This is a genomic window from Iningainema tapete BLCC-T55 (assembly GCF_014698965.1).
Classification (GTDB): Bacteria; Cyanobacteriota; Cyanobacteriia; order Cyanobacteriales; family Nostocaceae; genus Iningainema; species Iningainema tapete.
Genome location: NZ_JACXAE010000043.1, coordinates 99,765 through 122,157, shown reverse-complemented (window position 1 = coordinate 122,157; position 22,393 = coordinate 99,765). Strand labels below are relative to the sequence as shown.

15 protein-coding genes are annotated in these 22,393 nt (G+C 42.2%); 10 read left to right on the top strand and 5 right to left on the bottom strand.

Translation table 11 applies throughout. The features are described 5' to 3' along the window. Positions 1–38 precede the first annotated feature (38 nt). The gene (gene glgA / locus ICL16_RS11935) at positions 39–1,454 is read right to left on the bottom strand and encodes a glycogen synthase GlgA (protein ID WP_190827736.1); all 1,416 of its coding nucleotides are present in this window, start codon (positions 1,452–1,454) and stop codon (positions 39–41) included. A 151-nt stretch (positions 1,455–1,605) separates the two neighbouring features. Then, the gene (hemC, locus tag ICL16_RS11930; RefSeq protein ID WP_190827733.1) at positions 1,606–2,574 is read right to left on the bottom strand and encodes a hydroxymethylbilane synthase; all 969 of its coding nucleotides are present in this window, start codon (positions 2,572–2,574) and stop codon (positions 1,606–1,608) included. 296 nt (positions 2,575–2,870) lie between these two features. Here hemC and ICL16_RS11925 point away from each other — a divergent pair, with 296 nt between their 5' ends. The 10 genes from ICL16_RS11925 to ICL16_RS11880 all read left to right on the top strand — a co-directional run bounded on the left by ICL16_RS11925 (position 2,871) and on the right by ICL16_RS11880 (position 13,293). Beyond that, on the top strand, positions 2,871–3,731 hold the full coding sequence (locus ICL16_RS11925; RefSeq protein WP_190827732.1) for an STAS domain-containing protein: 861 nt from the start codon (positions 2,871–2,873) through the stop codon (positions 3,729–3,731). A 19-nt stretch (positions 3,732–3,750) separates the two neighbouring features. Continuing rightward, positions 3,751–4,134 (top strand): STAS domain-containing protein, encoded by a 384-nt coding sequence (locus ICL16_RS11920; protein ID WP_190827730.1) that lies wholly within the window; start codon positions 3,751–3,753, stop codon positions 4,132–4,134. Continuing rightward, positions 4,115–4,516 (top strand): anti-sigma regulatory factor, encoded by a 402-nt coding sequence (locus ICL16_RS11915; protein ID WP_238360737.1) that lies wholly within the window; start codon positions 4,115–4,117, stop codon positions 4,514–4,516. Before ICL16_RS11920 ends, ICL16_RS11915 begins: the two co-directional genes overlap by 20 nt. Positions 4,517–4,523: 7 nt before the next feature. Further along, complete coding sequence (locus ICL16_RS11910; RefSeq protein ID WP_190827728.1) at positions 4,524–5,528, top strand: ATP-binding SpoIIE family protein phosphatase; 1,005 nt, start codon at positions 4,524–4,526, stop codon at positions 5,526–5,528. A gap of 2 nt (positions 5,529–5,530) precedes the next feature. Further along, on the top strand, positions 5,531–7,669 hold the full coding sequence (locus ICL16_RS11905; RefSeq protein WP_190827726.1) for an ATP-binding protein: 2,139 nt from the start codon (positions 5,531–5,533) through the stop codon (positions 7,667–7,669). A gap of 10 nt (positions 7,670–7,679) precedes the next feature. Next, positions 7,680–9,668, top strand: coding sequence for a hybrid sensor histidine kinase/response regulator (locus ICL16_RS11900; protein ID WP_190827724.1), 1,989 nt, complete (start codon positions 7,680–7,682; stop codon positions 9,666–9,668). A 90-nt stretch (positions 9,669–9,758) separates the two neighbouring features. Continuing rightward, a complete protein-coding gene (locus ICL16_RS11895; protein WP_190827722.1) occupies positions 9,759–10,730 on the top strand; it encodes a YegS/Rv2252/BmrU family lipid kinase in 972 nt (323 codons plus the stop codon). Then, positions 10,727–12,274, top strand: a complete 1,548-nt coding sequence (locus tag ICL16_RS11890; RefSeq protein ID WP_190827716.1) for a metallophosphoesterase family protein — start codon at positions 10,727–10,729, stop codon at positions 12,272–12,274. The genes ICL16_RS11895 and ICL16_RS11890 overlap by 4 nt, the downstream gene beginning before the upstream one ends. A 60-nt stretch (positions 12,275–12,334) precedes the next feature. Then, on the top strand, positions 12,335–12,778 hold the full coding sequence (locus ICL16_RS11885) for a DUF6932 family protein (protein ID WP_190827714.1): 444 nt from the start codon (positions 12,335–12,337) through the stop codon (positions 12,776–12,778). Beyond that, positions 12,775–13,293: a hypothetical protein gene (locus ICL16_RS11880; protein WP_190827713.1), complete on the top strand. Its 519-nt coding sequence runs from the start codon at positions 12,775–12,777 to the stop codon at positions 13,291–13,293. The genes ICL16_RS11885 and ICL16_RS11880 overlap by 4 nt, the downstream gene beginning before the upstream one ends. 37 nt (positions 13,294–13,330) lie before the next feature. Here the strand turns inward: ICL16_RS11880 and ICL16_RS11875 are convergent, their stop codons facing one another. The 3 genes from ICL16_RS11875 to ICL16_RS11865 form a co-directional block, all read right to left on the bottom strand. Then, a complete protein-coding gene (locus ICL16_RS11875) occupies positions 13,331–13,990 on the bottom strand; it encodes a beta-class carbonic anhydrase (RefSeq protein ID WP_190827711.1) in 660 nt (219 codons plus the stop codon). Positions 13,991–14,166: 176 nt separating this feature from the next. Beyond that, complete coding sequence (locus ICL16_RS11870) at positions 14,167–19,971, bottom strand: nSTAND1 domain-containing NTPase (protein ID WP_190827709.1); 5,805 nt, start codon at positions 19,969–19,971, stop codon at positions 14,167–14,169. Continuing rightward, positions 19,964–22,006: a caspase family protein gene (locus ICL16_RS11865; protein WP_190827708.1), complete on the bottom strand. Its 2,043-nt coding sequence runs from the start codon at positions 22,004–22,006 to the stop codon at positions 19,964–19,966. The genes ICL16_RS11870 and ICL16_RS11865 overlap by 8 nt, the downstream gene beginning before the upstream one ends. Positions 22,007–22,393 lie beyond the last annotated feature (387 nt).

Here is a 22,393-nt window from a genome sequence, read left to right as displayed (position 1 = left end):
CAAGGGCGTATAGTTGTCGGGAATCAAGTTTGTGTAAACTATTTTAAGACTAACTCTGGTTGTGAAGTTTCCTCTTCATCGGGCAATCCGTACATTGAGCGATATAGCTTGACGTACTGCTTGGCAGATTGATACCAACTGAAGTCTTGGCTCATACCGCGTTGCTGCATTGCTTGCCATTGGGGTTTATAGCGGAATCCTTCCCAAGCGCGAATTAAGCACGTATAAAAGTCTAGGGGTTCATAGCGGTCAAAGCAATAGCCTGTGCCTGCATTGTTCATGGGGTCATGGTGTGATACAGTATCCACTAATCCCCCGGTACGACGGACTATTGGTGCGCAGCCGTAGCGCAAAGCTAGCAGTTGGCTAATCCCGCAGGGTTCAAAACGGCTAGGCATTAAGAAGGCGTCACTACCAGCATAGATCCGGCGGGCAAGTGCATCATTATATAGTAGGTAGGTTGCCATCCGTCCGGGAAAGCGAGAAGCCATTTGCCACAATTGGCTTTCGTAGTAGCGATCGCCTGTCCCTAGTAGTACAATTTGAGCATCGGTGTAAGACAAGAAGCGATCTAAAATTTGCAACACCAAATCAATGCCTTTTTGTTCCACCAAGCGCGACACTAAACCAACTAAAAAGGCATTGCTGTTAACTTCTAACCCCACTTCTTCTTGCAAAGCAATTTTGTTTGCTTTACGTTTTTCCAAAGTGTCTTCGTTGAAAGTTTGGGCAATGTACTTATCGGTAGCTGGATCGTAAACCTCAGTATCAATGCCATTAAGAATACCAGATAGTTTACCGCTAATAAAAGACAGTAAGCCTTCTAGTTGTTCGCCATATGCTGCAGTCTTGATTTGCTCGGCATAAGTAGGAGAAACTGTATTCACGCGATCAGCAAACTGCACGGCTGCTGCCATAGTGTTGTGTCCTTGCATATACCAAGGACACCAAGTAATTTTCTCTAAATACCAACGCCACGGTCCTTGATATGCTAAGTTATGAATGGTAAAAACGCTTTGTATATCAGGAGATTGGTGCATCCACACTGGAATCATTCCCGTATGCCAATCGTGACAGTGAACAATTTCCGGCTTCCAGTAATTCCAACAAAACTCCGCTGCACCATTGGCAAATAACGTGAACCGCCAGTGTTCATCTTCACCTGCGTAGATGCGGCGGGGCGAAAAAGCCGGATGTCCAAATAAGTATAAAGGAACATCAGTACCGGGCAGAACCGATTCATATACGGCAAAGTCTTGAAACATGGCATATCCCCGCCAAATTGGCTCAGTGGGAATTTCCATTTTGTCTGGCAGGAAGCCGTAGTAAGGCAAAAATATGCGCACATCATGCCCCATTTTTCTCAATATTTTCGGCAATGCCCCGACTACATCACCCATTCCTCCTACTTTGGCAATGGGCGCTGCTTCTGCTGCAACAAATAGAATCCGCATGGTAATTTCTGTTCCCCCGATCTGGCGTTTGTTTGTTGATCGGGAGTCAGGAGACAGGAGACAGGAGATTTCCCTACTGTACAGACGCGATTAATCGCGTCTCTCCTGACTCCTGACTTCTTGATCTAACCACATCTGCCTGCACAACAGTTCAAGAACCTCTTTGAATTTGGGTGAATATTTCATCCAAAATTTCCTGTGCTCCTTGTTGGCGCAAGCGCTGTGCTAGATATGAACCTAATTGTTCGGCGGAGGATGCAACCCCTGTGACTGTATCTTTTGCTAACTTTTGACCATCCACACTGATCACTATACCTGTTAGTGTTAAACTATTATCATTTAATTCAGTATTTACACCAATAGGTACTTGACAACCGCCTTCTAATTCACGTAAGAAAGATCGTTCAGCCAGACAACGATCGCGTGTATGTGGATGTTCGATTGCTTTAAGTATTGAGATTACTTCGGTGTCATCTGCACGACATTCAATTCCTAAAGCGCCTTGTCCAACAGCATGGAGGGAAATTTCCTTGGGGAGAACTTGGTGAATGCGCGAGCCCATCTCCAATCGCTCTAACCCTGCTACTGCCAAAATTAGTGCATCGTACTCACCAGCATCCAATTTTGCCATGCGCGTGTTCAAATTTCCCCGCACATCTTTAAACTGGAGGTGGGGGAAGTGGTGACGCAACTGCGCCAGTCTCCGCAAGGAAGATGTACCGATCACCGCACCTTCTGGTAAAGTATCAATTTGCTTATCTTTGTGCTTTTCATGCACAACCATTGCATCAGCTGGATTTTCTCGTTCTGTGATTGCTGCTAACACTAACCCTTCGGGTAAACGAGTAGGCAAATCCTTCAGAGAATGAACCGCAAAGTCAATCTCCTGATTGATCATACCCAGTTCTAATTCTTTGGTGAAAAGTCCTTTGTCGCCAATTTTGGCTAACGCCACATCTAAGATTTTATCGCCCTGGGTAGACATAGTGTGGACTTCAAAACTAATACCGGGAAAGTTTTTCTGGAGTTGTTCTTGTACCCAGTAAGTCTGAACAAGGGCGAGTTGGCTTTTCCGAGTACCGATGCGAATAGTGCGGGGGGGAGAAATAACAGATGTCATAAACAAATATGTCTTGCCAGGAGATAAATTCACTTGATCTAGACTACCGCACGCGGAGACTAATGAACGTTGCAAATGCTCGATTTTGTTTCAATTTGTTAAAGATCCCCGACTTCTTAAAGAAGTCGGGGATCTTGTTTATTCTTATAATAGGGTGGAAGTAATTAGCCTTTGGTAACTACCTCAGCCAGTAATCACGCAAGCGCGATCGCCGAGCTAGTAGACTTGTAAGCCTAGATTTTTTACTGAATAATACAATCACGGCATAAATTTGAGATGGGATCAGGAATAATAGTATGGGCTTGAGTGATGGGAGTAAAATTCCCTCGGTTGTTGAGAAATATGAAGCGGAACTGTTGGCAGACTGGACTCAAGCGCTTATGGCTGATAATGCCAGCAAAGGTTTGCTCAAAGAGGCAGATTTGCGCGAGGAGTGTAGAGAATTTCTTAGTTTACTCAGAACGGCTGTACATCACGGCAACTTGACAAGTGCGCAATCTTCTGAGTGGCGCTATGTACGAGAAATGCTTAACAGTATTTCTCGCACGCGATCGCAAAAAGGATTTACACCATCGGATACGGCTAAGTTTATCTTTTCGTTTAAGCAACCCTTATTTGCGCGTTTGCGCCTAGAACATGCTGATGCTCCAAATGCTTTGGTTGAAGATACCTGGCTAGCTACCACTCTAATTGACCAACTAGGACTGTTGACAATCGAAGCTTATCAAAAGTCGCGGGAAGAAGTAATCCTTCGCCAGCAAGAAGAGTTGATGGAACTTTCCACACCGGTGGTGAAGCTCTGGAATGGGATCTTAGCTTTGCCGATTATTGGCACTTTAGATAGCACCCGCACTCAGGTAATGATGGAGTCGCTGTTACAAAAGATTGTGGAAACAGGTTCAGAAGTCGCTATCATCGACATTACGGGAGTGCCAACAGTGGACACGCTCACAGCTCAACATCTATTAAAAACGGTAACGGCAGCGCGGTTAATGGGAGCAGATTGCATTATCAGTGGAATTCGCCCCCAGATTGCGCAAACGATTGTTTATTTGGGTGTGGATTTGGCGGATGTGGTGACAAAAGCATCTTTAGCAGACGCTTTTGTGATGGCGCTCAAACGTCTTGGGCTGAAAATTAGCGATCGCAGCAATTAGTCAGGAGCAAGAATTAATTATGGAACGCATTCCCATCCTGCAAATGGGCGAATTCCTTCTAGTGACAATTCAAGTCGATATGCACGATCGCCTAGCGATGACTTTGCAAGAGGACTTAACAAGTCGGATTACCGATACTCAAGCTCATGGAGTGCTAATTGATATTTCGTCTTTAGAAATTGTCGATTCGTTCATTGGCAGAATTCTCGCCAACATTGCTAAGATGTCACGGATACTTGATGCGCAGACAATTGTAGTGGGAATGCAGCCCGCAGTCGCTATCACCTTAGTAGAGCTAGGACTTTCCTTAACAGGCATACGCACCGCTTTGAACGTTGAGAAGGGGATGGCACTTCTGCGGGCAACCGCTGGAGGAAGCACAAATGGATATACCCAGCCGTGACATGAGTATCCAGTCCTCACAAGACATAGTTTTGGTACGGCAGGAGGTGCGTAAGTTTGCCGTAGAACTGGGTTTTAGTTTGGTAGAGCAAACTAAAATTGTCACTGCAGCCAGCGAACTAGCCCGTAATACTCTGGAGTATGGTGGCGGTGGTAGTGTCAAACTGCAAGCACTCCAAAATGGAATGCGTCGAGGTATACAACTCATTTTTGAAGACTCAGGCCCGGGAATTCCCGATATTGAGTTGGCACTCAAAGACGGTTATACCACAGGTAGTGGGTTGGGCATGGGACTAGGTGGGGCAAAGCGACTGGTGAACGAATTCAATATCATTTCTCGTGTAGGTGAGGGTACATGCGTCACAATTATAAAGTGGAAATAATTAAATTATGAAAGAATCCCTCGCCCTACCAATTGTAGAATCTTCTCAGGCAGGTGAAGCACGTAGAACTGCTTTAGCCCTGGCTACTCGTCTCGGCTTCAACGAAACCGAGCGCGGAAAAGTCGGCCTTGTAGTAACAGAAGTTGCTAACAACTTGGTGCGGCACGCTAGGGACGGGGTACTGCTGCTACAGGCGATGGAAAAAGACAATATTATGGGTGTAGAAATCCTGGCTTTAGACAAAGGACCGGGAATGAGCAATATTAGTGAGTGTATGGGCGATGGATTTTCTACAGCCTCTGGTCCGGGAAATGGGTTAGGAGCGATTAGCCGTCTTTCTGGTTTTTTTGATATTCATTCCATCCCAGATGTGGGGACTGCTATCCTCTGCCATCTCTGGGCTAGCCCAATTAGCGCAACTAACAAAGAAAATTTTGAACTGGGAGTGGTTTGTTTGCCCAAGGCTGGTGAAGAGGTTTCAGGTGATGCCTGGGCTAGTATTATACATCAAGAGCGCACACTGCTGCTAGTTGCCGATGGATTAGGTCACGGACTGCTAGCCGCTGAAGCTTCTGGTGAAGCTGTCAGAGTCTTTACGGAAAATGTCCACCGCAGTCCGAAAGATATTATCGCCGCCGCTCATGGGGCGTTGCGCAGTACGCGGGGAGCAGCTGTGGCGATCGCAGAAGTAAACTTTGCCCTCCAGTCTGTTCGTTATGCAGGAGTAGGTAACATTGCTGGCACAGTTATCTGTGATGCCAAACGCCACAACTTGGTTTCTTACAACGGGACAGTCGGGCATGAAGTTCGCAAAATTCAGGAGTTCACTTACCAATGGCTGATTGGTGGACTCTTAATCATGCATTCCGATGGCTTGGGAAGCCAATGGCGATTAGAGCGTTATCCTGGTATAATTTATAGACATCCCAGCTTGATTGCTGGCGTTTTATACCGAGACTTTAACCGAGTCCGCGATGATATCACCATCCTGGTTGCTCGTGAGGTTACGTAAAAATGATGACAATCATCCTCACTTTACAACTTCGCTACGAGCAAGATGTGGTGCTAACTCGTCAACGCGCACGCCAAATTGCCCAAGCTTTGGGATTTGATAACCAAGATCAAGCACGCCTTGCCACATCTGTCTCAGAAATTGCGCGGAATGCTTTTATGTATGCTGGGGGCGGAACTGTTGAATTTGGGGTAGATGATGAATCCCCCCAGAATTTTTTGATTAGCGTTCGGGATCAGGGTGCGGGTATTCTCAATTTGAGTGCTATTCTTAATGGTCAATATACATCCACTACAGGAATGGGTTTGGGAATTGTTGGCACTCGAAGGCTGATGGATAAGTTTGAGATTGAGTCGATGCCCAATCAAGGCACTACTGTGTTGATGGGGAAGTCTTTGCCCAAGCGCGTGCCAAAACTAACTCACCAGCGCTTGCAGCTAGTGAGAGAGGAGTTGGCTTCCCTTAAGCCGCAAAATCCGTTTGAGGAAATTCAACAACAAAACCAGGAATTACTCCGCGCTATGTCCGAGTTACGCAAGCGCGATGAGCAGTTAAGTCAAATTAACCGCGAACTAGAAGATACTAATCGCGGCGTAGTTGCTTTGTATGCCGAACTCGACGAAAAAGCCGATTCTTTACAACGAGCGAATGAACTGAAAACTCGATTCCTCTCGAATATGAGTCATGAGTTTCGCACACCCCTGAACTCGATTGTGTCTTTGTCGCGGATCTTGTTAGACTTAATGGATGGCCCGTTAACATTTGAGCAGGAAAAGCAGGTCAGGTTTATTCAAAAAGGTGCAGAAACTCTTTTGGAGTTAGTCAACGACCTGTTAGATTTAGCGAAGGTAGAAGCCGGAAAAATTGTCGTTCATCCCAATGAGTTTGAAGTTATCGAGTTATTTGGAACTTTGAGAGGGATGTTGCGTCCCCTGCTTGCTCATAACTCCTCAATTGCGCTGGTCTTTGCGGAACCTGTTGCTATCCCAACCCTGTACACTGATGAAGGCAAGGTGGCACAAATTTTGCGCAACTTCATTTCTAATGCTATAAAATATACAGATCGGGGTGAGGTTAGAGTGGCAGCAGTTATGACAGAAAACACTGTCACTTTTTCAGTTGCAGATACAGGTATTGGAATTGCACCAGAAAATCTTGAACGGATTTTTGAGGATTTTGTTCAGATCGAGTCTCATCTACAAAAACGAGTGAAAGGAACAGGTTTGGGACTACCGCTTTCACGTAAGTTGGCAGAATTGTTAGGAGGAAAAGTTTGGGTTTCTAGTACCTTGGGTATGGGATCTATGTTTTTTGTGTCTATCCCAGTTGTCTACCCCGATGCTGCTCAAGTAGAAGCATCGCCCCAACCTACCTGGCTGCTTGATCCGACTCGCTACCCTATCTTGGTAGTAGAAGACAATGCCGAAACTATTTTGACTTACCAGAAGTATTTGCAAGAGTCGAATTATCAACTGATTTGCGTCAAAACGCTCAATGAGGCGAAGCAGGCGCTTATGGCGTTTAAGCCCGTTGCGATTATCTTGGACATTCTGCTGGCTCAGGAAAATACTTGGGCGTTTCTGGCTGATACTCATAGGGATGAAGTAACCCGCAATATTCCCATTATTGTCATCACTGTGATAGATAACGAAAAGCAAGCTTTGGCTCAAGGAGCAGATGGTTTCTTAGTTAAACCTGTAGATAGATTGTTATTGTTGGACAAACTTAGTAAGCTCGTCAAGCATAATAGGCAACAAAAAGTTTTACTAATTGATGACGATCAGGTATCCCGATACTTGTTAAAGCAACTTTTAGTCCATAGTCCTATCTATATAGTAGAAGCGGAGGATGGGCGCGAGGGGATTCGTTTAGCTCTAGTTGAAAAACCTGATTGCATTGTGCTGGATTTGACTATGCCCGAAATGAGTGGCATTGAAGTTTTAAACCAACTCAAAAGCAATCCCGCAACAATTGCTATTCCCGTAGTTATCAATACTTCAGAACAACTTGAGGAACAAGAGCAAAAGTATCTGGCTGAACGCACTGTGGCAATTATATCTAAAGAAAGTAATTCTCAGCAAGGAGCCTTCAATCCATTATGGTCAGCCCTCATCAAAGCTGGGCTAGTCCTAGATAAGTGAGGGAAAAATTATGTCAGAACTGTTAGGTAGTATATTGCATATAGATGACAACGAAGTCAATCGTTATGTTGTCGCTAGGGTATTGCGTAATGCAGGGTTTGCGGTGACGGAGGCGGTAACAGGTACACAGGGATTAAGTGCGATCGCCATTACTAAACCAGATTTGGTAATCTTAGATATCAAGCTTCCCGATATGAGCGGTTTTGAAGTTTGCCATCAAATTAAATCCAACCCAGCAACTGCGAACCTTCCCGTGCTTCATCTGTCTGCCCATTTTGTGGAAAGTCGTGATAAAGCTCAAGGGTTAGACAGCGGCGCAGATGGCTACCTAGCGCAACCAGTAGAGCCGATTGAATTAATTGCCACAGTCAAAGCACTACTGCGGATTCGGCGAGCTGAAAATTCTGCAAGCTCAAGCGAAGAGCGATTTCGCCTACTGTTGGACAATGTGAAAGACTACGCAATTTTCTTCTTTGATCCACAAGGGCTGATTACGGGATGGAGCCAGGGAGCAGAGTATATTTTGGGCTATCAAGAGGCAGAAATTCTCGGACAACCTGCCTCGTGTATTTTTACACCAGAAGACTTGCAAAAAGCTGCAGACAAGCAAGAAATAGAAACAGCTGTGAGAGAAGGGCGGACTGAGGACGAACGCTGGCATGTGCGCAAAGACGGCAGCCTTTTCTGGGGAAGTGGCATTGTTACACCCTTACTAGATGATACTGGAAAGCTACGCGGTTTCTGTAAAATATTACGTGATTACACTGAACGAAAGCGGATAGAAGACGAACGCGCCCAGTTACTTGCAAGTGAGCAGGAGGCAAGAAGTGCAGCCGAAGCAGCCAATCGCATGAAAGATGAATTCTTGGCGACTCTTTCCCACGAACTTCGTTCTCCCCTCAATGCCATGCTAGGCTGGATTCGGTTACTGAATACGCGCAAGTTTGACGAAGCTACAACGGTGCGGGCAATGGAGACGATTGAGCGCAATGCCAAATCTCAAGCGCAACTGGTTGAGGATATACTTGATGTCTCCCGGATTATTCGGGGTAAGCTGCGCTTGAATATCCGTCCTCTGGATTTGGTAACAGTGATTGAGGCTGCGTTGGAGACTTTGCGTCCATCAGCTAATGCCAAAGAGATTATACTCCAATTGGTGCTTGATGGGGTAGCTCATAAAGTGGCTGGCGATTCCGATCGCTTACAGCAAGTTATTTGGAATTTATTATCTAATGCCATTAAATTTACACCTCAAGGTGGATGCGTTAAAGTTAAATTAGAACATATTGATTCTCAAGTAGAAATTATCGTTACAGATACAGGGCAGGGCATTCACCCAGAGTTTCTACCTTACGTGTTCGATCGCTTTAGTCAGGCTGATAGTTCAACGAAGCGTACCTACACCGGATTGGGAATAGGTTTGGCAATTGTACGTCATTTAGTAGAGTTGCACGGTGGAACTGTTCATGCATACTCACCAGGTGTGGGACAGGGTGCGACATTTACAGTGAAGTTACCGTTGATACAAAAAGGTAGGGGAGTTATTGAGGAGGGGAGTAGGGGAGTGGGGGAGCAGGGGGAGAGGGGAGAGAATGATGCTGTAGCTCTATTTTCTCTGAGTGGGGTGCGTGTGCTAGTAGTAGATGATCACGCAGATGCGCGAGATTTTTTAGTCACAGCTTTAGAGATGTGTGACGCTAAAGTTACTGCTGTTTCGTCGGTAGTTGAGGCGATTCAAGTGATCTCACTACAGCAACCACATGTTTTGGTAAGTGATATTGGGATGCCAGATGAAGACGGCTACGATTTAATTCGTCAGTTGCGTAAGCTTCCACCAGAGCAAGGTGGGAATATTCCGGCGCTAGCACTCACAGCTTATGCTAGCAATGAAGATCGTCTGCGATGCGAGAGTGCAGGTTTTCAAATGCACCTGCCTAAGCCTGTGGTTCCTACTGAATTAGTGAGTGCGATCAAAAGCTTAGTTGGGCGAGGGGGGTAAACCTGCCGCAGGAGGGAAGTTTGGAGTTCCTAATCACGTTAAGTAATAATTAAGGGAACTCACTTCTTTAAAATCTGTTACGTACCATCTATGAATCGCTCCGCATGCCTTATCTTTAACCCAGTTGCAGGTAATGGAGATCCAGAACAAGATTTAGCACAGATTTGCTCAATTCTAGAGCCACAAATTGATTTGGATATTTACTTTACAACTGCTGAAATTGACGCCGATCAACTGGCGCATGAAGCTGTTGGGCGGGGTGTAGATGCTATTATCGCTTCAGGGGGAGATGGCACTCTCTCGGCTGCAGCTGCGGCTGTGGTTGGTAGTAATATTCCTTTTGGAATTATTTCACGGGGAACGGCAAACGCTTTTGCCACAGCGTTAGGAATCCCTGACACAATTGCTGGTGCTTGTCAAGTAATTTTGCAGGGAAACACTCGGGTTGTAGATGCGGCTAATTGTAATGGACACCCAATGGTACTACTAGCAGGCATTGGTTTTGAAGCGGAAACTGTAGAAAGGGCAGATCGAGAGGCGAAGAATCGGCTTGGTGTCTTGGCTTATATTTTAGCAGGACTCCAGCAATTGAGATCCTTTGAGACTTTTGAGGTGGAAATTGAAACAGAAGACAGAACAATTAAGTCAACTGCTGCAGCAGTAACAGTAGCAAATGCTGCACCTGCTACTTCTGTCTTTGCTCAAGGACCAGCAGGGATTATTGTTGATGATGGGCTACTAGATTTAACTATTGTCGCACCAGCTAACAAAGCAGCGGCGATCGCCGCTACTTTTCATCTGTTTCAAACTGCTTCTACAGGTAATGCAGCTGATCGAGATGACATCGGTTATCTGCGTGCAAAACAATTCAAAATTACAACTAACCCGCCGCAAAAGATAGTTGTTGATGGGGAAATTTTGGGGGCAACTCCTGTGGAGATTCACTGCATTCCCGGAGGTTTGAACATTTTTGTGCCGCTCACAGAAGAAGTTGAACCAGTAGAAAAATTAAATAGACTACCCAATGTGGTAATAGAAGATAAAAGGAGTAAATTGCTTTGAAACTCGTTTCCGATCCGGCGATCGCCGATAAAATAGCCAAAATGAATCAGCGAGTACGGTGGCTTGACCGTACAATTGTTGAAAAAGGAATTGACCAAACTCGGCTAGTACTGGATGATGGTCGAGCGGAAGAATCAGAATTCTCGTTTTTGGTAATAGGTGATAGCGGTTCGGGTGCGCATCGGGGACACAATCCCCAGCGACAAGTAGCTGAAATGATGCTACCCCACACTGGTGAATGCAGTTTTATGCTACATACAGGGGATGTAATTTACTTGGTGGGTTCAAACGAGTTCTACCAGGATAATTTCATCAAGCCTTACCGAGAGTTTATTTTGGGGGGAGAGCATCCAGAGCGGATTGCTTACGATCAAATGGTGTTCTCGCTACCCATTTTACCTGTTCCGGGTAATCATGACTACTACGACTTGCCATTCATCTTTGGTTTAGTATCTTTAACCACATTGCCATTACAGCGTTTGCTAGGAGCGAATCTCTATTTTGATGTTGGTTGGCAAGGTTCAGGACAGGGTGATGCTTATGCACGGGCATTTTTAGACTACCTCAAAGCCTATAGGCAGCCCGGAGAGCTAGAGCGTCATTTAGATAAACATTATACAGCCAAAACGGACACGGGTCGTTGTTTGCGCTACGAGCCAGGGAGTTTTACCCGCCTGCCCAATCGCTACTACACTTTCCGCTATGGAGGAATTGACTTCTTCGCTCTAGACTCTAACACATTTAACGCCCCTCTTCCTCTACCAGCAACTAAGGAGGGAGATGCCGATCGCAAATCATTAAAGCTACGCCGTAATGAGTTAGAGCAACAGAAGAATCAATTGATGGAAAAGTCGGCAAAACTTAATTCAGATAATCCCCAAGAAGCAGAGCAATTAGACGATATACACAACAATGTCTCTCAGATCGAAGAAATCATCGTTGATATCGATAAGCAGTTAAACACTAACAACAAAACAGTTACTGACCTCGACCAATTAGAATGGTTGGAGCAAAGACTAATTGAATCTTGGCATACCAAAGATGTTCGAGGAAGAGTGATATACTTTCATCATCCTCCCTACGTTACTGAAGCAACAAAGTGGCTTCAGTCGCAAACTATCGCCATTCGCGGACGCTTACGTGGAGTACTGGATATTGTAGCTGCATCTGTAGGTGATACTGGTGGTCGTCCTCTGGTAGATTTAGTTTTCAATGGACACGCTCACTGTTTAGAACACATTCAAACAATGGACAACGGAAGTGGTGATGCTGGTATTCATTGGATGATTTGTGGTGGTAGTGGCTATAGTCTTCGCCGTCAACGTACCGAGGGAGGAGATTTGATAGAGAATGAAAGATTAATAGCGCGATCGCACCTTTTCATCGGGCGTAGCGGTCAAGGTTTCAACAAACGTAGACCTTACTCTAGTTTACGCATAGATGTTAAAGATGGCTGCCCTCCCAAGTTTATCATCCGTCCCTTAGTTGCCGAATGGTATCACCGACAATGGCATTACCCCGAAATTCAGCCAATCATACTTTGATAATTTTACAATGAATGTGATTATTTAGTAAAGTATTAGGGGGTTATAATTGCATTCTTAATGATTCCTGAATTTGACGATAACGGTAATTTACCAGTAGGTGTACATTTTTGCCATTGGTCGGAGTTTAAAGAGAGATTTGGTTATACACGTAAGCGCAGACAAATGATTCAAGGATTAGAAGAAGTGATGGCACAATTAAAGGCTGCTGGATGTAGGAATTTTTATATCAATGGCTCGTTTGTGACAAGAGAACCATCACCTAACGATTTTGACTGCTGCTGGGATCAAGATGATGTAGATATTGACTACCTCAGAAAAAATGCACCACTAATCTTAAATTTTTATAACTCCAATGCTCAAAAAGCTAAATATAGAGGTGAAATTTATCCATCTGACCAACCTGTAGATGAAGATACAGTATCTATAGAGTTCTTCCAACTAGATAGAAGACAAAATAAAAAAGGTATTATAGGAATTAATTTACAGGAGTGGGAGCTATGATTAAGGATTCTCAGCAATATGAGACTACTAAATACTGGGCTCACAGGTTTTATCTAGCAGAAATAAAAGTAAAAGAAAATGAAGAAAGAAGATTAAAAGAACCAGAAAGATGGCAGTTAATGCAGGATTCTTATGCTGCTCAAAGACAAAATCTTTTGGATGAAATTAGAGAATATGAAGCATTAGTTGCTCACGATCCACGAAAACCATTATTACTTGAAATTGAGGATATTAATTATATATCAAACTTAGTAATTAAAGCTAGAATCGCGCTAAAACTCACTCAAAAAGAACTAGCAATTTTAAGCGATCATACAGAAGAGCAAATTAAAGATTTTGAAGATAAAAATTATCATAATGCCAGTTTTCTGAATTTTCTAGCAGTTGCCAATGCTTTGGGAATTCAGATTATTGAAGGCAAATTTGTTGCTCAATTAAATGATTTTTATCAACAAGAGCTAATAAATATACGCTCCTCCATAAATCAGGATAACGAGATCAAGGCTGCATCTTAATCCATCTAACTTATAAAAGGAGGGGCGGACCGATGAACTAATTCTGGTCGCCCACGGTTACGGCATTGGGTAAGGGTGCTTCCGACAACGCCGATTTGCTTATGAACCTTTGCCACTCATTGCTTGTGCCGTGTTCACTTTCAAAACGAGGACGCTTATGAGGAGAGCGTAACCTCATCGTCTCCACTTCCCAGATGTAGCCGTGAATTACTACATCCTCAGGAATCAAGGGAGAATTTCGCAGCAACTCTACCTGTTTCACGCAAGTTTCATCTACGTCAACAAATGTTTTAATCCATTTAGAAAAAACACCCGACGATAGCTTTAATTCAGGTAGGGCAGGATCAATGGATGTCTGGTCTAAATTAATTCCTTTTTTTTCTAAGAAATGACTGATAAACTCTCCAGAAGTAGTCATCATGCCGCATTCAGTATGGTTGATGACGATAATTTCTTTAGTTCCAAAAAACTGCGTTGTGATCATGGCAGATCGAATCGCGTCATCTGTCACTACCCCTCCTGCATTACGGAAAATATGAGCATCTCCAACTCCTATTCCCAAGGCTTTTTCCACTGGTAAACGCTCATCCATGCAAGCTAATACCCACAGGCGTTTGTTATTGGGAATTCCCAATTGACGCCGTAATGCCCAGTTTTTCCTGTCTGATAAATCTTGGTCAACTTTTTGGTGCAACATTGCTGGAAATTTTATTGATACGAGTGTAACCCTGACGGTGTATTGTGGCGACAACCCCTGTGTCAGACACCAAAGATGCCTCTCCTATTCATTGTAGTGGGCGTGGCTGCCCACGCCGCCCGACTCTGAACATCTTAATTATGAATTAGGTTTTTGGGAGCAAGTACCAGCAGTAGCTAAGGTACAGGAACAAAATCGTAATCATAGCCTGAGCGGGATTTATTATTGCGTTGCACTTTGACTAATTGACTGTTTTGAACACGCTCGCCATTGACAAAGGTAATCCTACTAGCTCCATCAGCACTAAAGTCTTTTGCTCGCAATACTTCCGCGACGCCTTCACGAGAGTCTTTCGTATGAAGAGCAGCAATCAAAGCTTGGGTGGCATCGTAAGACATCGCTGTACGCCAACTCACAAATCCATGCCAAAGTTTTTGAGATGAAGTAGTAAATTTTGAACCAGATTTATGCGCTGTTTCCCAATGCCAAGGAACTGAAACAATCATATCTTGAGCATTGTCTGCACCAATTTCTAAGGTGAATGGGGAGTATAAACTATCTCCACCTAAAACAGGTAGTTTTGATTTTTTCGCATTCTTATTTACAACTGCCAAGGCTTTGTATAATTCTTCTGTATTAGGGAATAAAACCAAGACTTCAGCCCCTGCTTTGCGCAAATTATCAATACTAATATCTGCTTTAGTGGAAAAATCATACACGCTTACTATTTGATTAGGCTTGATGGTGCGTTCAAACTCAGATTTGAAAGAACGACTATATGCACTTTTGGAGTTATAAAAAATGGCAACTTTCTGCTTATTTAATTGCTGTTGCATGTATTTAGCTAGGGCTGTTGCGGCTTGGCGATCGCTAGGAGCCATGCGAAAAAGATAATTACCACCACTACCCATAGCTAAATTAACTGAGGTACTAACTGGGTAGATAGCCACCAGTTTATTATCATTATAAATCTTGCTTGTCTCTTGAGCAACATCGCTGGCATAATTTCCTACCACACCCAATACATTAGGATTTTTTACCAATGCGTTTGCCACTTGTCGGGCAACCGTGGGATTGTTTTCGTCATCAGCAATTAACACCCGTAGCTTCACCCCATTGATACCACCCGAAGAGTTAATTTCGTTTTGTGCTTGCGCAACTCCCCGCAAGATTTCTAATGCACCGTTGACATTACTACTAAGTGGAACAGAAACAGCGATGGTATAAGATTTTTGCTGATTAATTTGTGCGTTATTTTTGTAAATTAATGCTTCTGGATCATTATGATTTTGATTTAAATATTTTTGTAAATGTCTAGCAGCTTGCTCTAATTTGCCATTAATAAACGCATCTATCCCAGCTATTTTATCACGGTGGGGTCGAGTTGGTAAAAGGTTTTTGTCACCACTACTAATTTTTAGCTTTGGATTAGTTTCTTCAACAGAATCGCAGATTTCCCGAACGCTATTATCTTGATCTATCCAAGGGTAATTATTGCGGTACTTGTTCACCCACTTACAACCCCGTGCTAGTGTTGTGTTTAAATCTAAGAGTTCTGTGTTCCACAACAGGGCAGTACTATCGCCACTAGCTGAAGCCAATGTCTTATCATCGCGACTAAAGCTAACGTCATAGACGGGAGCGCTATGCCCTTTGAGAATACTGATTGCTTTACCTTCCTTTATATCCCAGAGTCTTACAGTTTTGTCATCACTAGCAGAAGCTAATATATCTAACTTATGATGAAAACTGATACTATTAATACCATCACCATGTCCCCACAGTGTATGTAGTCTCTTTCCATCGGGAATGCTCCAGATTTTAACTGTTTTGGATTCACTCCCGGAAGCTAGTATCTTGCCGTTAGAGCTAAAACTTAAGCTATTTACTGATCCTGTGTGTGCTTCGTCAAGTGTTTTGATGAGTTGGCGCTGCTCTACATTCCACAGTTTAATGGTTTTGTCGGCACTTCCCGAAGCCATCATCTTACTATCTGGACTAAAACTGATGCTGAGAACTATATTTTTATGTTCACGAAGAGTTTTCAATAACTTTCCTGCTCGATCCCAAAGTTTGATAGTGTTATCATGACTTGCTGACGCTAATATCTTACCATCAGGACTGAAACTAAGTCCCCGAATATTTTTTTGATGCGCCTTCCGCATATTACGGATTATTTTACCATTGATTGGGTTCCAGAGTATAATGTTACCGTTTGTATCTCCTGACGCTAGTATTTGACTAACCGGATTAAAGCTAGTGGAAATAATCTCACTTTCATGCCCAACGAGTGATCTTAATTCCTTTCCATCTGATCGCCAAAGTTTAATCTCGTATAACTTGCCATTCTTTGTTGATGTAAAGTCACTACCAGCCGTAGCTATAGTATTGCTGTTAGGACTAATGCTAATGCTATAAACTTTTTTGCGATGATTTGTTAAAGCGATCGCATCCTCACTATCAACACTCCAAAGTTTGATCGTACTATCAACACTTGCTGAGGCGAGAATTTTGCCGTTAGGACTGATGTTGACAGTACGAACACCACTGCTATGCCCCGCCAAAGTTTTCAGTTCCTTACCATCTTCAATGTTCCATAATTTGATTGTGTTATCATTGCTTGCCGAAATTAATATTTTGCCATCTGAGCTAAAGATTGTGCTATATACATCAGCTTTATGCCCATTCAGAGTTTTCAGCCTTTTACCATCAAGAACGTTCCAGAGTATAATTGTGCTATCGGCACTAGATGTTGCCAACATTTTACCGTTAGGACTAAAGCTGACTGCATACACAAAATCGCTATGCCCTGACAAAGTTTTGAGCAGCTTACCCTCACGATTCCAAATCCGCACATTTTTATCTTCATTGCCTGCAGCAATCAGCTTACCATCAGGGCTAAAACTAACTCCATGAAACGAAAATGGCTTTGGGGTATTAGTACCTGAATCTTTTTTGATCGCTTGCAGAATTTCTGGAGGAAGTTCAACATTCTTGATAAACTTTAAAGTGCGATCGCTAATGCGCCAAAGTTTGATAGTTCCATCCCAACTAGCCGAAACTAGCATCTTCCCATCGGGGCTGAAACTAACACTATAGACTTCTGCTTTATGCTCTTTTTGTTTGTTGTCGAGTAACTTGCCGTTGATACTCCAGAGTTTAATAGTTTTGTCAAAACTTGCCGAAGCCAGCATTTGTCCGTTGGGACTAAAGCTGACACTATTAACGATACCTTGATGCCCTTCGAGACTATTAATTAGATTGCCTTCTAAATTCCAAAGTTTAATTGTCTTGTCAACACTTGCCGAAGCAATAATTTGTCCATTTGGGCTGAAGCTGAGACTTCTAATTGTATCTCCATGTCCTAGCAAACGATTGCGTTCACTTACCGAGTAAACAGCTTGTTGGAGAGCAGTCATTGTTTGCAAGTTGGTATTATCTTGTATCCCTATTGGCTCTTGTAACTTTTTGCCTGCTTTTAAACTATTGATTAATGCTTCCAATTGCCGATTGGAATTAAAAGAGGCTTCAGAAAGAGCTGCCAATCTTCCTACTTCAGCATTTCGACTCTGACACCACTGAATAAAAGCAAATCCTGATACTACAGTGAATGCACCAGCAATCAAACCCCATCGCAACCGTTGATTATTTGTTTGCTTTTGAATGCTACGCTTGACAAACTCAGTTTCTATTTGGTTATACCAATTATCTGATGAATTCAGTATATTTTTGAGTACATCTAAATAGGGATTGTTATGCCATAAATACTTTGCTTGTTCATTGATTTGCCGAAAATTACTTAACCAATTAAAAGGATGTGTAAACAGACGAAAATTTCCAGGTTTCTGACGATGCCATTCCTCTGCTGCTGGGGTTAATCGTCTTTGTATCGCTATCTCCTGCTCATGTGTTGCTTTTAACCACTCACGCAGCTTACCCCATCCCCGAATCAATGCATCATGGGCTGGCTCAACGTATTCATTGTCTTTCTCATCTCGCCCTTTTACCAACAGACGCGCTTGTGTAAATTCTTTAATCACCTCATCCACTTGCGGCTGAAATGACTGTGGATATTCCAATTCTGTCATAGATACCCGTCTACGCGCCAAATCACCACTACTTTCTGCCACCATCCGTAGCATCACATGTTTGATGATTTTCTCGTAGTCTTTGTCTTTACTTTTTAACTGCTCGTATATTTCATCAGCCCTTTTAGTGAGACTACCAGTTACTCTACCTAATTCTTGATAATCATTGTGTGTAATTACTCGATTGTATTGTTCCTCTATTTGCGCTTTTTTAAAAAATTTGCGGTAGAGTTCACTTAGAGTAAAAGAAAGCAATGGTAAACCACCAGGCATATTGATTACCTCGTCAATCAATTGGTTTACCAAAGAACTTTCTGACTCTTGTGTTTTTTCCTCAAAAAACAAGGCAATTTTTTCCGCAGGTTCGACAATCGCTGCTCGTAATTCTTCGCGTGTCATTGGTGACACTTCCATTCGCGCTTTTACCCAATCGAACTGGGAATTATTTTGCAATTGTGAAAATAGTGAGTTAATTAATAGTTCATAGTCGGAACGTAATGTAATAACAATGCGTAACTTTTTTGGATAATTGACTATCGCCTGGGTTAACTGTTGTAAAAACTGTAGACGCTCATTTTCATTACTACACAAAGTGACTAATTCTTCAAACTGATCGATCGCCAACAACAATTTTTTATTAAGATGGACTAAACTCCAATTCCCAACTCTGTCGGCAAAATAATCTGCTTCATTAAGTTTTTCACGATAGAACTCAGTTTTACTTGATTTCTTTTGATTTTCTATATCCTGACACACTTTTGCTAAAGCAGTGAGGGGTGATTCGCCTGGACGAATAGGCGCTAAAATTATAAACTCAGACTGAGTAGATTTTAAATCAGGTATAAGTCCCGCTTTCACTAAACTAGATTTTCCTGAACCAGAAGCACCCAATACTACAGTTAATGGTTCTTCTTTAACCTTTTGAACTAGTTTTTTTCTTAACCTTTCTCTACCAAAGAATTTATCTTTATCACCTTCTTCAAATGATAACAAACCTTTATAGGGATAAGTGGGATCTTTTTCATCAGGTAGCGGTGCTGTTTTTAAATTACTAGCAGCATCAAACCCTGGAATAACAAATATATACTTACCAAAATCATGTTTTTTCAGTTGACAATATCCGGGAGTTTGCCCAGCATTTAAATCGAGAAACTTATCTTCTATATATTTAATAATTTCAGTAATAGTGATTACACCGTCTTTGTTAAAATCTGCATTTTTTTCATTGTTTGGGTTGAGCGCTTCAAGTAACGCTTTTGCAAAGGGAGAATTTTGTTCATCTTCTCCTCTTTCTCCAAAACCATACAAAAAATCTGCGGCAGTTTCGTTATAAGCAGCAGAGGTAATAACTTCTTGCGCACATCCTGTCATGTAGCGATTATAGCGCTCTAGGTACATTTCTGCTTCTGAAAGTTCTGCTTGTCTAGTAACCCAACGAAAGCTCCCAGCAAAGCAGCAATCTAAGATAATTAACAAATGACGACAGCCCAGTTGCACTAAAGCATCATGTAATCGCCGCATAGGTAGTAGGCTTTTATTATCTCCTCTAATAGCATCTTGAGGGTAAATAAAGCCTTGTGGGCTATCGTCTTTTTCATCTCTAACAGCAATCCCATGCCCAGCAAAGTAGAATAAAACACGGTCATCAGGTTCTACTTTTTTGCTACCATCATGGAAAGGAATAGTTTGATTTGCAAAAGCTGTTAATAGATGCTCAAGTTTTTCACCAATTGCTTGTTCATCTAACAACTGCAAAACTTCATATTGATATCTATCTTTTAAAATATCCGTCAGTTTACAAGCGTCATTAACCGCTGTTCTCAGCTTCCAATTCGGTTCATTATACTGATTAATACCAATAATGATCGCGTAACTGTTTCTAATTTCAACCATAAAGTCTACGCACCAAGGTAAGTGACACTTCTTTAGTCATCCAATGATCGTTTCTTTCAGAGTGAATAGCTTCACGAGTATATACTTGGTTCATCAAACGATTGAGAGAACCTGTCAATCCTCCTGTATAACGAGTTGTAGGTGGTTGTGAATCAAGTCCTTTTTGAGTAAGTAAGCTGGCATCAAAATCTGAGGTACTGACAATTAACTTAAATATTTCTTGGTATTCAGTAATGCCCTTGGCTAAATAGTTTTTAGGAATTCCGTAGGTAACTTTTTTGCTTTCAATTATTGCGCCTTGTTTTGTTTTGTTTGGTAAAAACAAACTACTCCTTTCCCTAAAAAAAGGAGGAATACAGACTTCGTAATCGCCTGCTAATTCTACTATTTGAAAGTAGAGGTCTCTGCTACTTTTATTTGTGACTATAATTTGAATTATTGGTCCTTTCCACTTCCCATTATTATATGTATATTCTCCTCGCATTTCTGAAGTTGCTGATTTTGAGGAAAACACTTTTTCTCCTGAACAGATGATTACTTCCATCTCAACATCACTCTGTTTAATTCTACTTGTAGGTGGAGATTTTAATTCAATAATGTTCTGCCAACGAGCGATGTGTTCTAATCGTTGAATCACTTGATGTGCGCGTTTAAATGTGTAGCCATCTCCATCTGGTATTTCTGGGATTGGTGCAACTAATGGACTTTGATTTGAAGCTTGTTTAATCCAGTACTGCCCATTACTAGCTTCTACATAGAAATTTACATCTTTTCGTTCCGTGACTTCCCTCACAAATAATGAATGTTGCTCGTTATACCCAGATGTTAAAAGTGCTTGGCGAGCAAGTTCTACACCTGTAGTGTCACCTTGAAAATAAGCTTTTAATTGTGGTAGTGGTAAGCTAGCAATAACAGCACAATAAGCTTGTTCGTTAGATAAATTAGTACTGTCGTTAATAATTTCAACTAGGCTTAATTCTGGTAGTACCTGTGTTAATTTGGCTTGACAAATCTCATTTTCTTGGCTTAGTTGTTCTCTAGTGTTATCTGGGAAGATTGCTAACAATATCTCTTCACCTTTGGATGGTATGGGAATACCATGTAAAGCTCCAGCGTTAATTACCCAAGTATCATATTTTTTACTATTGTAAGTGAGATGAAAGCAAGCCGAGCGATCGCCTGCATCATACATACCTAAGAAAGCTTGGTTTAAGTCTTCGCTGTGGGTGGCTTCAATTTGCGGCGATTGTTCTTGTTTTTTACCACTGACTAATGCACGAGTATTGCTGATTAAGTCTATATATGATATAATATTGTTGCTGTTATGTAGCGAGCGCATCAAAAAATAAGAAAAAACGCCCCTAGTCACACCATCTTCAGGTGTATATTCCTTAGCTGTTTCATGGGAGCGACAAGCGGCGAGGGTAACGTGTCTTCCTGGTTTGTAGTTTGCACTATTGCGATCGCGAACCCATTGTTCAGAAAATATAAAGTCCTTTAAATCCCTTCTTCTACCATCAACGACAGCTTGACGCACTGCAACTTCTGGATTTCTTGTACCTGTACCAGAGTGACAACAGTCGAGAATGACGAGAATATGTGGATTATTCTTTGCTAGCTGATAAATTAAGTAATCCAATTCCTTATCTGCTAGATGAAGACCATTTTGTGTCCTGCTGTCATAGCATACTAAATTTTCAATTAAATGGTCTGGTTCTTCAGAACAAAACTCTTGTGGTGCAGCTTCTTGCGAACCATGACCTGCAAAGTAAAATAATGCTATATCTTCGCTGTCAGCTTTGTACAGGTGTTGCTGAAAGCCATTGATAATTGCCCTGCGTGTACTGTGTTCATTAATTAGTAGCCAAGGAACATCAGATTCCACTAGCTGCCACTCTGAGCCTGTAATAATGCGCTTGCGGAGATAGGCTTCTATAGCTTTGATATCGTTAACACAACCGTATAAGCAAGGAACTCCTGAATTAGGATGATATTTGTCAATACCAACCAGCAAGGCGTAAATATTTTTAGCCATAGAAATTATACCTTGTCAGGTATCTCTATTTTAAAGCAAAGATTAGCTAGATTAACTCGTGCTTTCACATTTCTTATTCAACTAGAACCCCGACTTCTCTAAGAAGTCGGGGTTCTAAGTCGGTGTTCAGAAAAATTTATCACCATTTCCTCAAGAAATTAGATTATTAATTTTAGGCAAAATATTTTTATTTAATTGTAGATTTTCGCACAAATAATATGTATGCTCAGAGAAGCGTATCAAAATGCATCTAAATTACATGAGTTTTCAAGTAATTTACCTGCATTATCAAGGGTAACCTCAAAGAGCTAATGGTAGGGAAATTCGTAATTCAAGTTTTCTCTGTCATCAATAAATTAGTTGTTTTTTGAACACACCCATAGGAGG

Excerpts from the sequence above, each read along its gene's own strand:
- ICL16_RS11865 (WP_190827708.1), bottom strand. The coding sequence starts at position 22,006 with ATGGCTAAAAATATTTACGCCTTGCTGGTTGGTATTGACAAATATCAT.
- ICL16_RS11895 (WP_190827722.1), top strand. The coding sequence starts at position 9,759 with ATGAATCGCTCCGCATGCCTTATCTTTAACCCAGTTGCAGGTAATGGA.
- ICL16_RS11875 (WP_190827711.1), bottom strand. The coding sequence starts at position 13,990 with ATGTTGCACCAAAAAGTTGACCAAGATTTATCAGACAGGAAAAACTGG.
- ICL16_RS11920 (WP_190827730.1), top strand. The coding sequence starts at position 3,751 with ATGGAACGCATTCCCATCCTGCAAATGGGCGAATTCCTTCTAGTGACA.
- ICL16_RS11910 (WP_190827728.1), top strand. The coding sequence starts at position 4,524 with ATGAAAGAATCCCTCGCCCTACCAATTGTAGAATCTTCTCAGGCAGGT.
- glgA (WP_190827736.1), bottom strand. The coding sequence starts at position 1,454 with ATGCGGATTCTATTTGTTGCAGCAGAAGCAGCGCCCATTGCCAAAGTA.
- ICL16_RS11870 (WP_190827709.1), bottom strand. The coding sequence starts at position 19,971 with ATGGTTGAAATTAGAAACAGTTACGCGATCATTATTGGTATTAATCAG.
- hemC (WP_190827733.1), bottom strand. The coding sequence starts at position 2,574 with ATGACATCTGTTATTTCTCCCCCCCGCACTATTCGCATCGGTACTCGG.
- ICL16_RS11905 (WP_190827726.1), top strand. The coding sequence starts at position 5,531 with ATGATGACAATCATCCTCACTTTACAACTTCGCTACGAGCAAGATGTG.
- ICL16_RS11900 (WP_190827724.1), top strand. The coding sequence starts at position 7,680 with ATGTCAGAACTGTTAGGTAGTATATTGCATATAGATGACAACGAAGTC.
- ICL16_RS11885 (WP_190827714.1), top strand. The coding sequence starts at position 12,335 with ATGATTCCTGAATTTGACGATAACGGTAATTTACCAGTAGGTGTACAT.
- ICL16_RS11915 (WP_238360737.1), top strand. The coding sequence starts at position 4,115 with ATGGATATACCCAGCCGTGACATGAGTATCCAGTCCTCACAAGACATA.
- ICL16_RS11925 (WP_190827732.1), top strand. The coding sequence starts at position 2,871 with ATGGGCTTGAGTGATGGGAGTAAAATTCCCTCGGTTGTTGAGAAATAT.
- ICL16_RS11880 (WP_190827713.1), top strand. The coding sequence starts at position 12,775 with ATGATTAAGGATTCTCAGCAATATGAGACTACTAAATACTGGGCTCAC.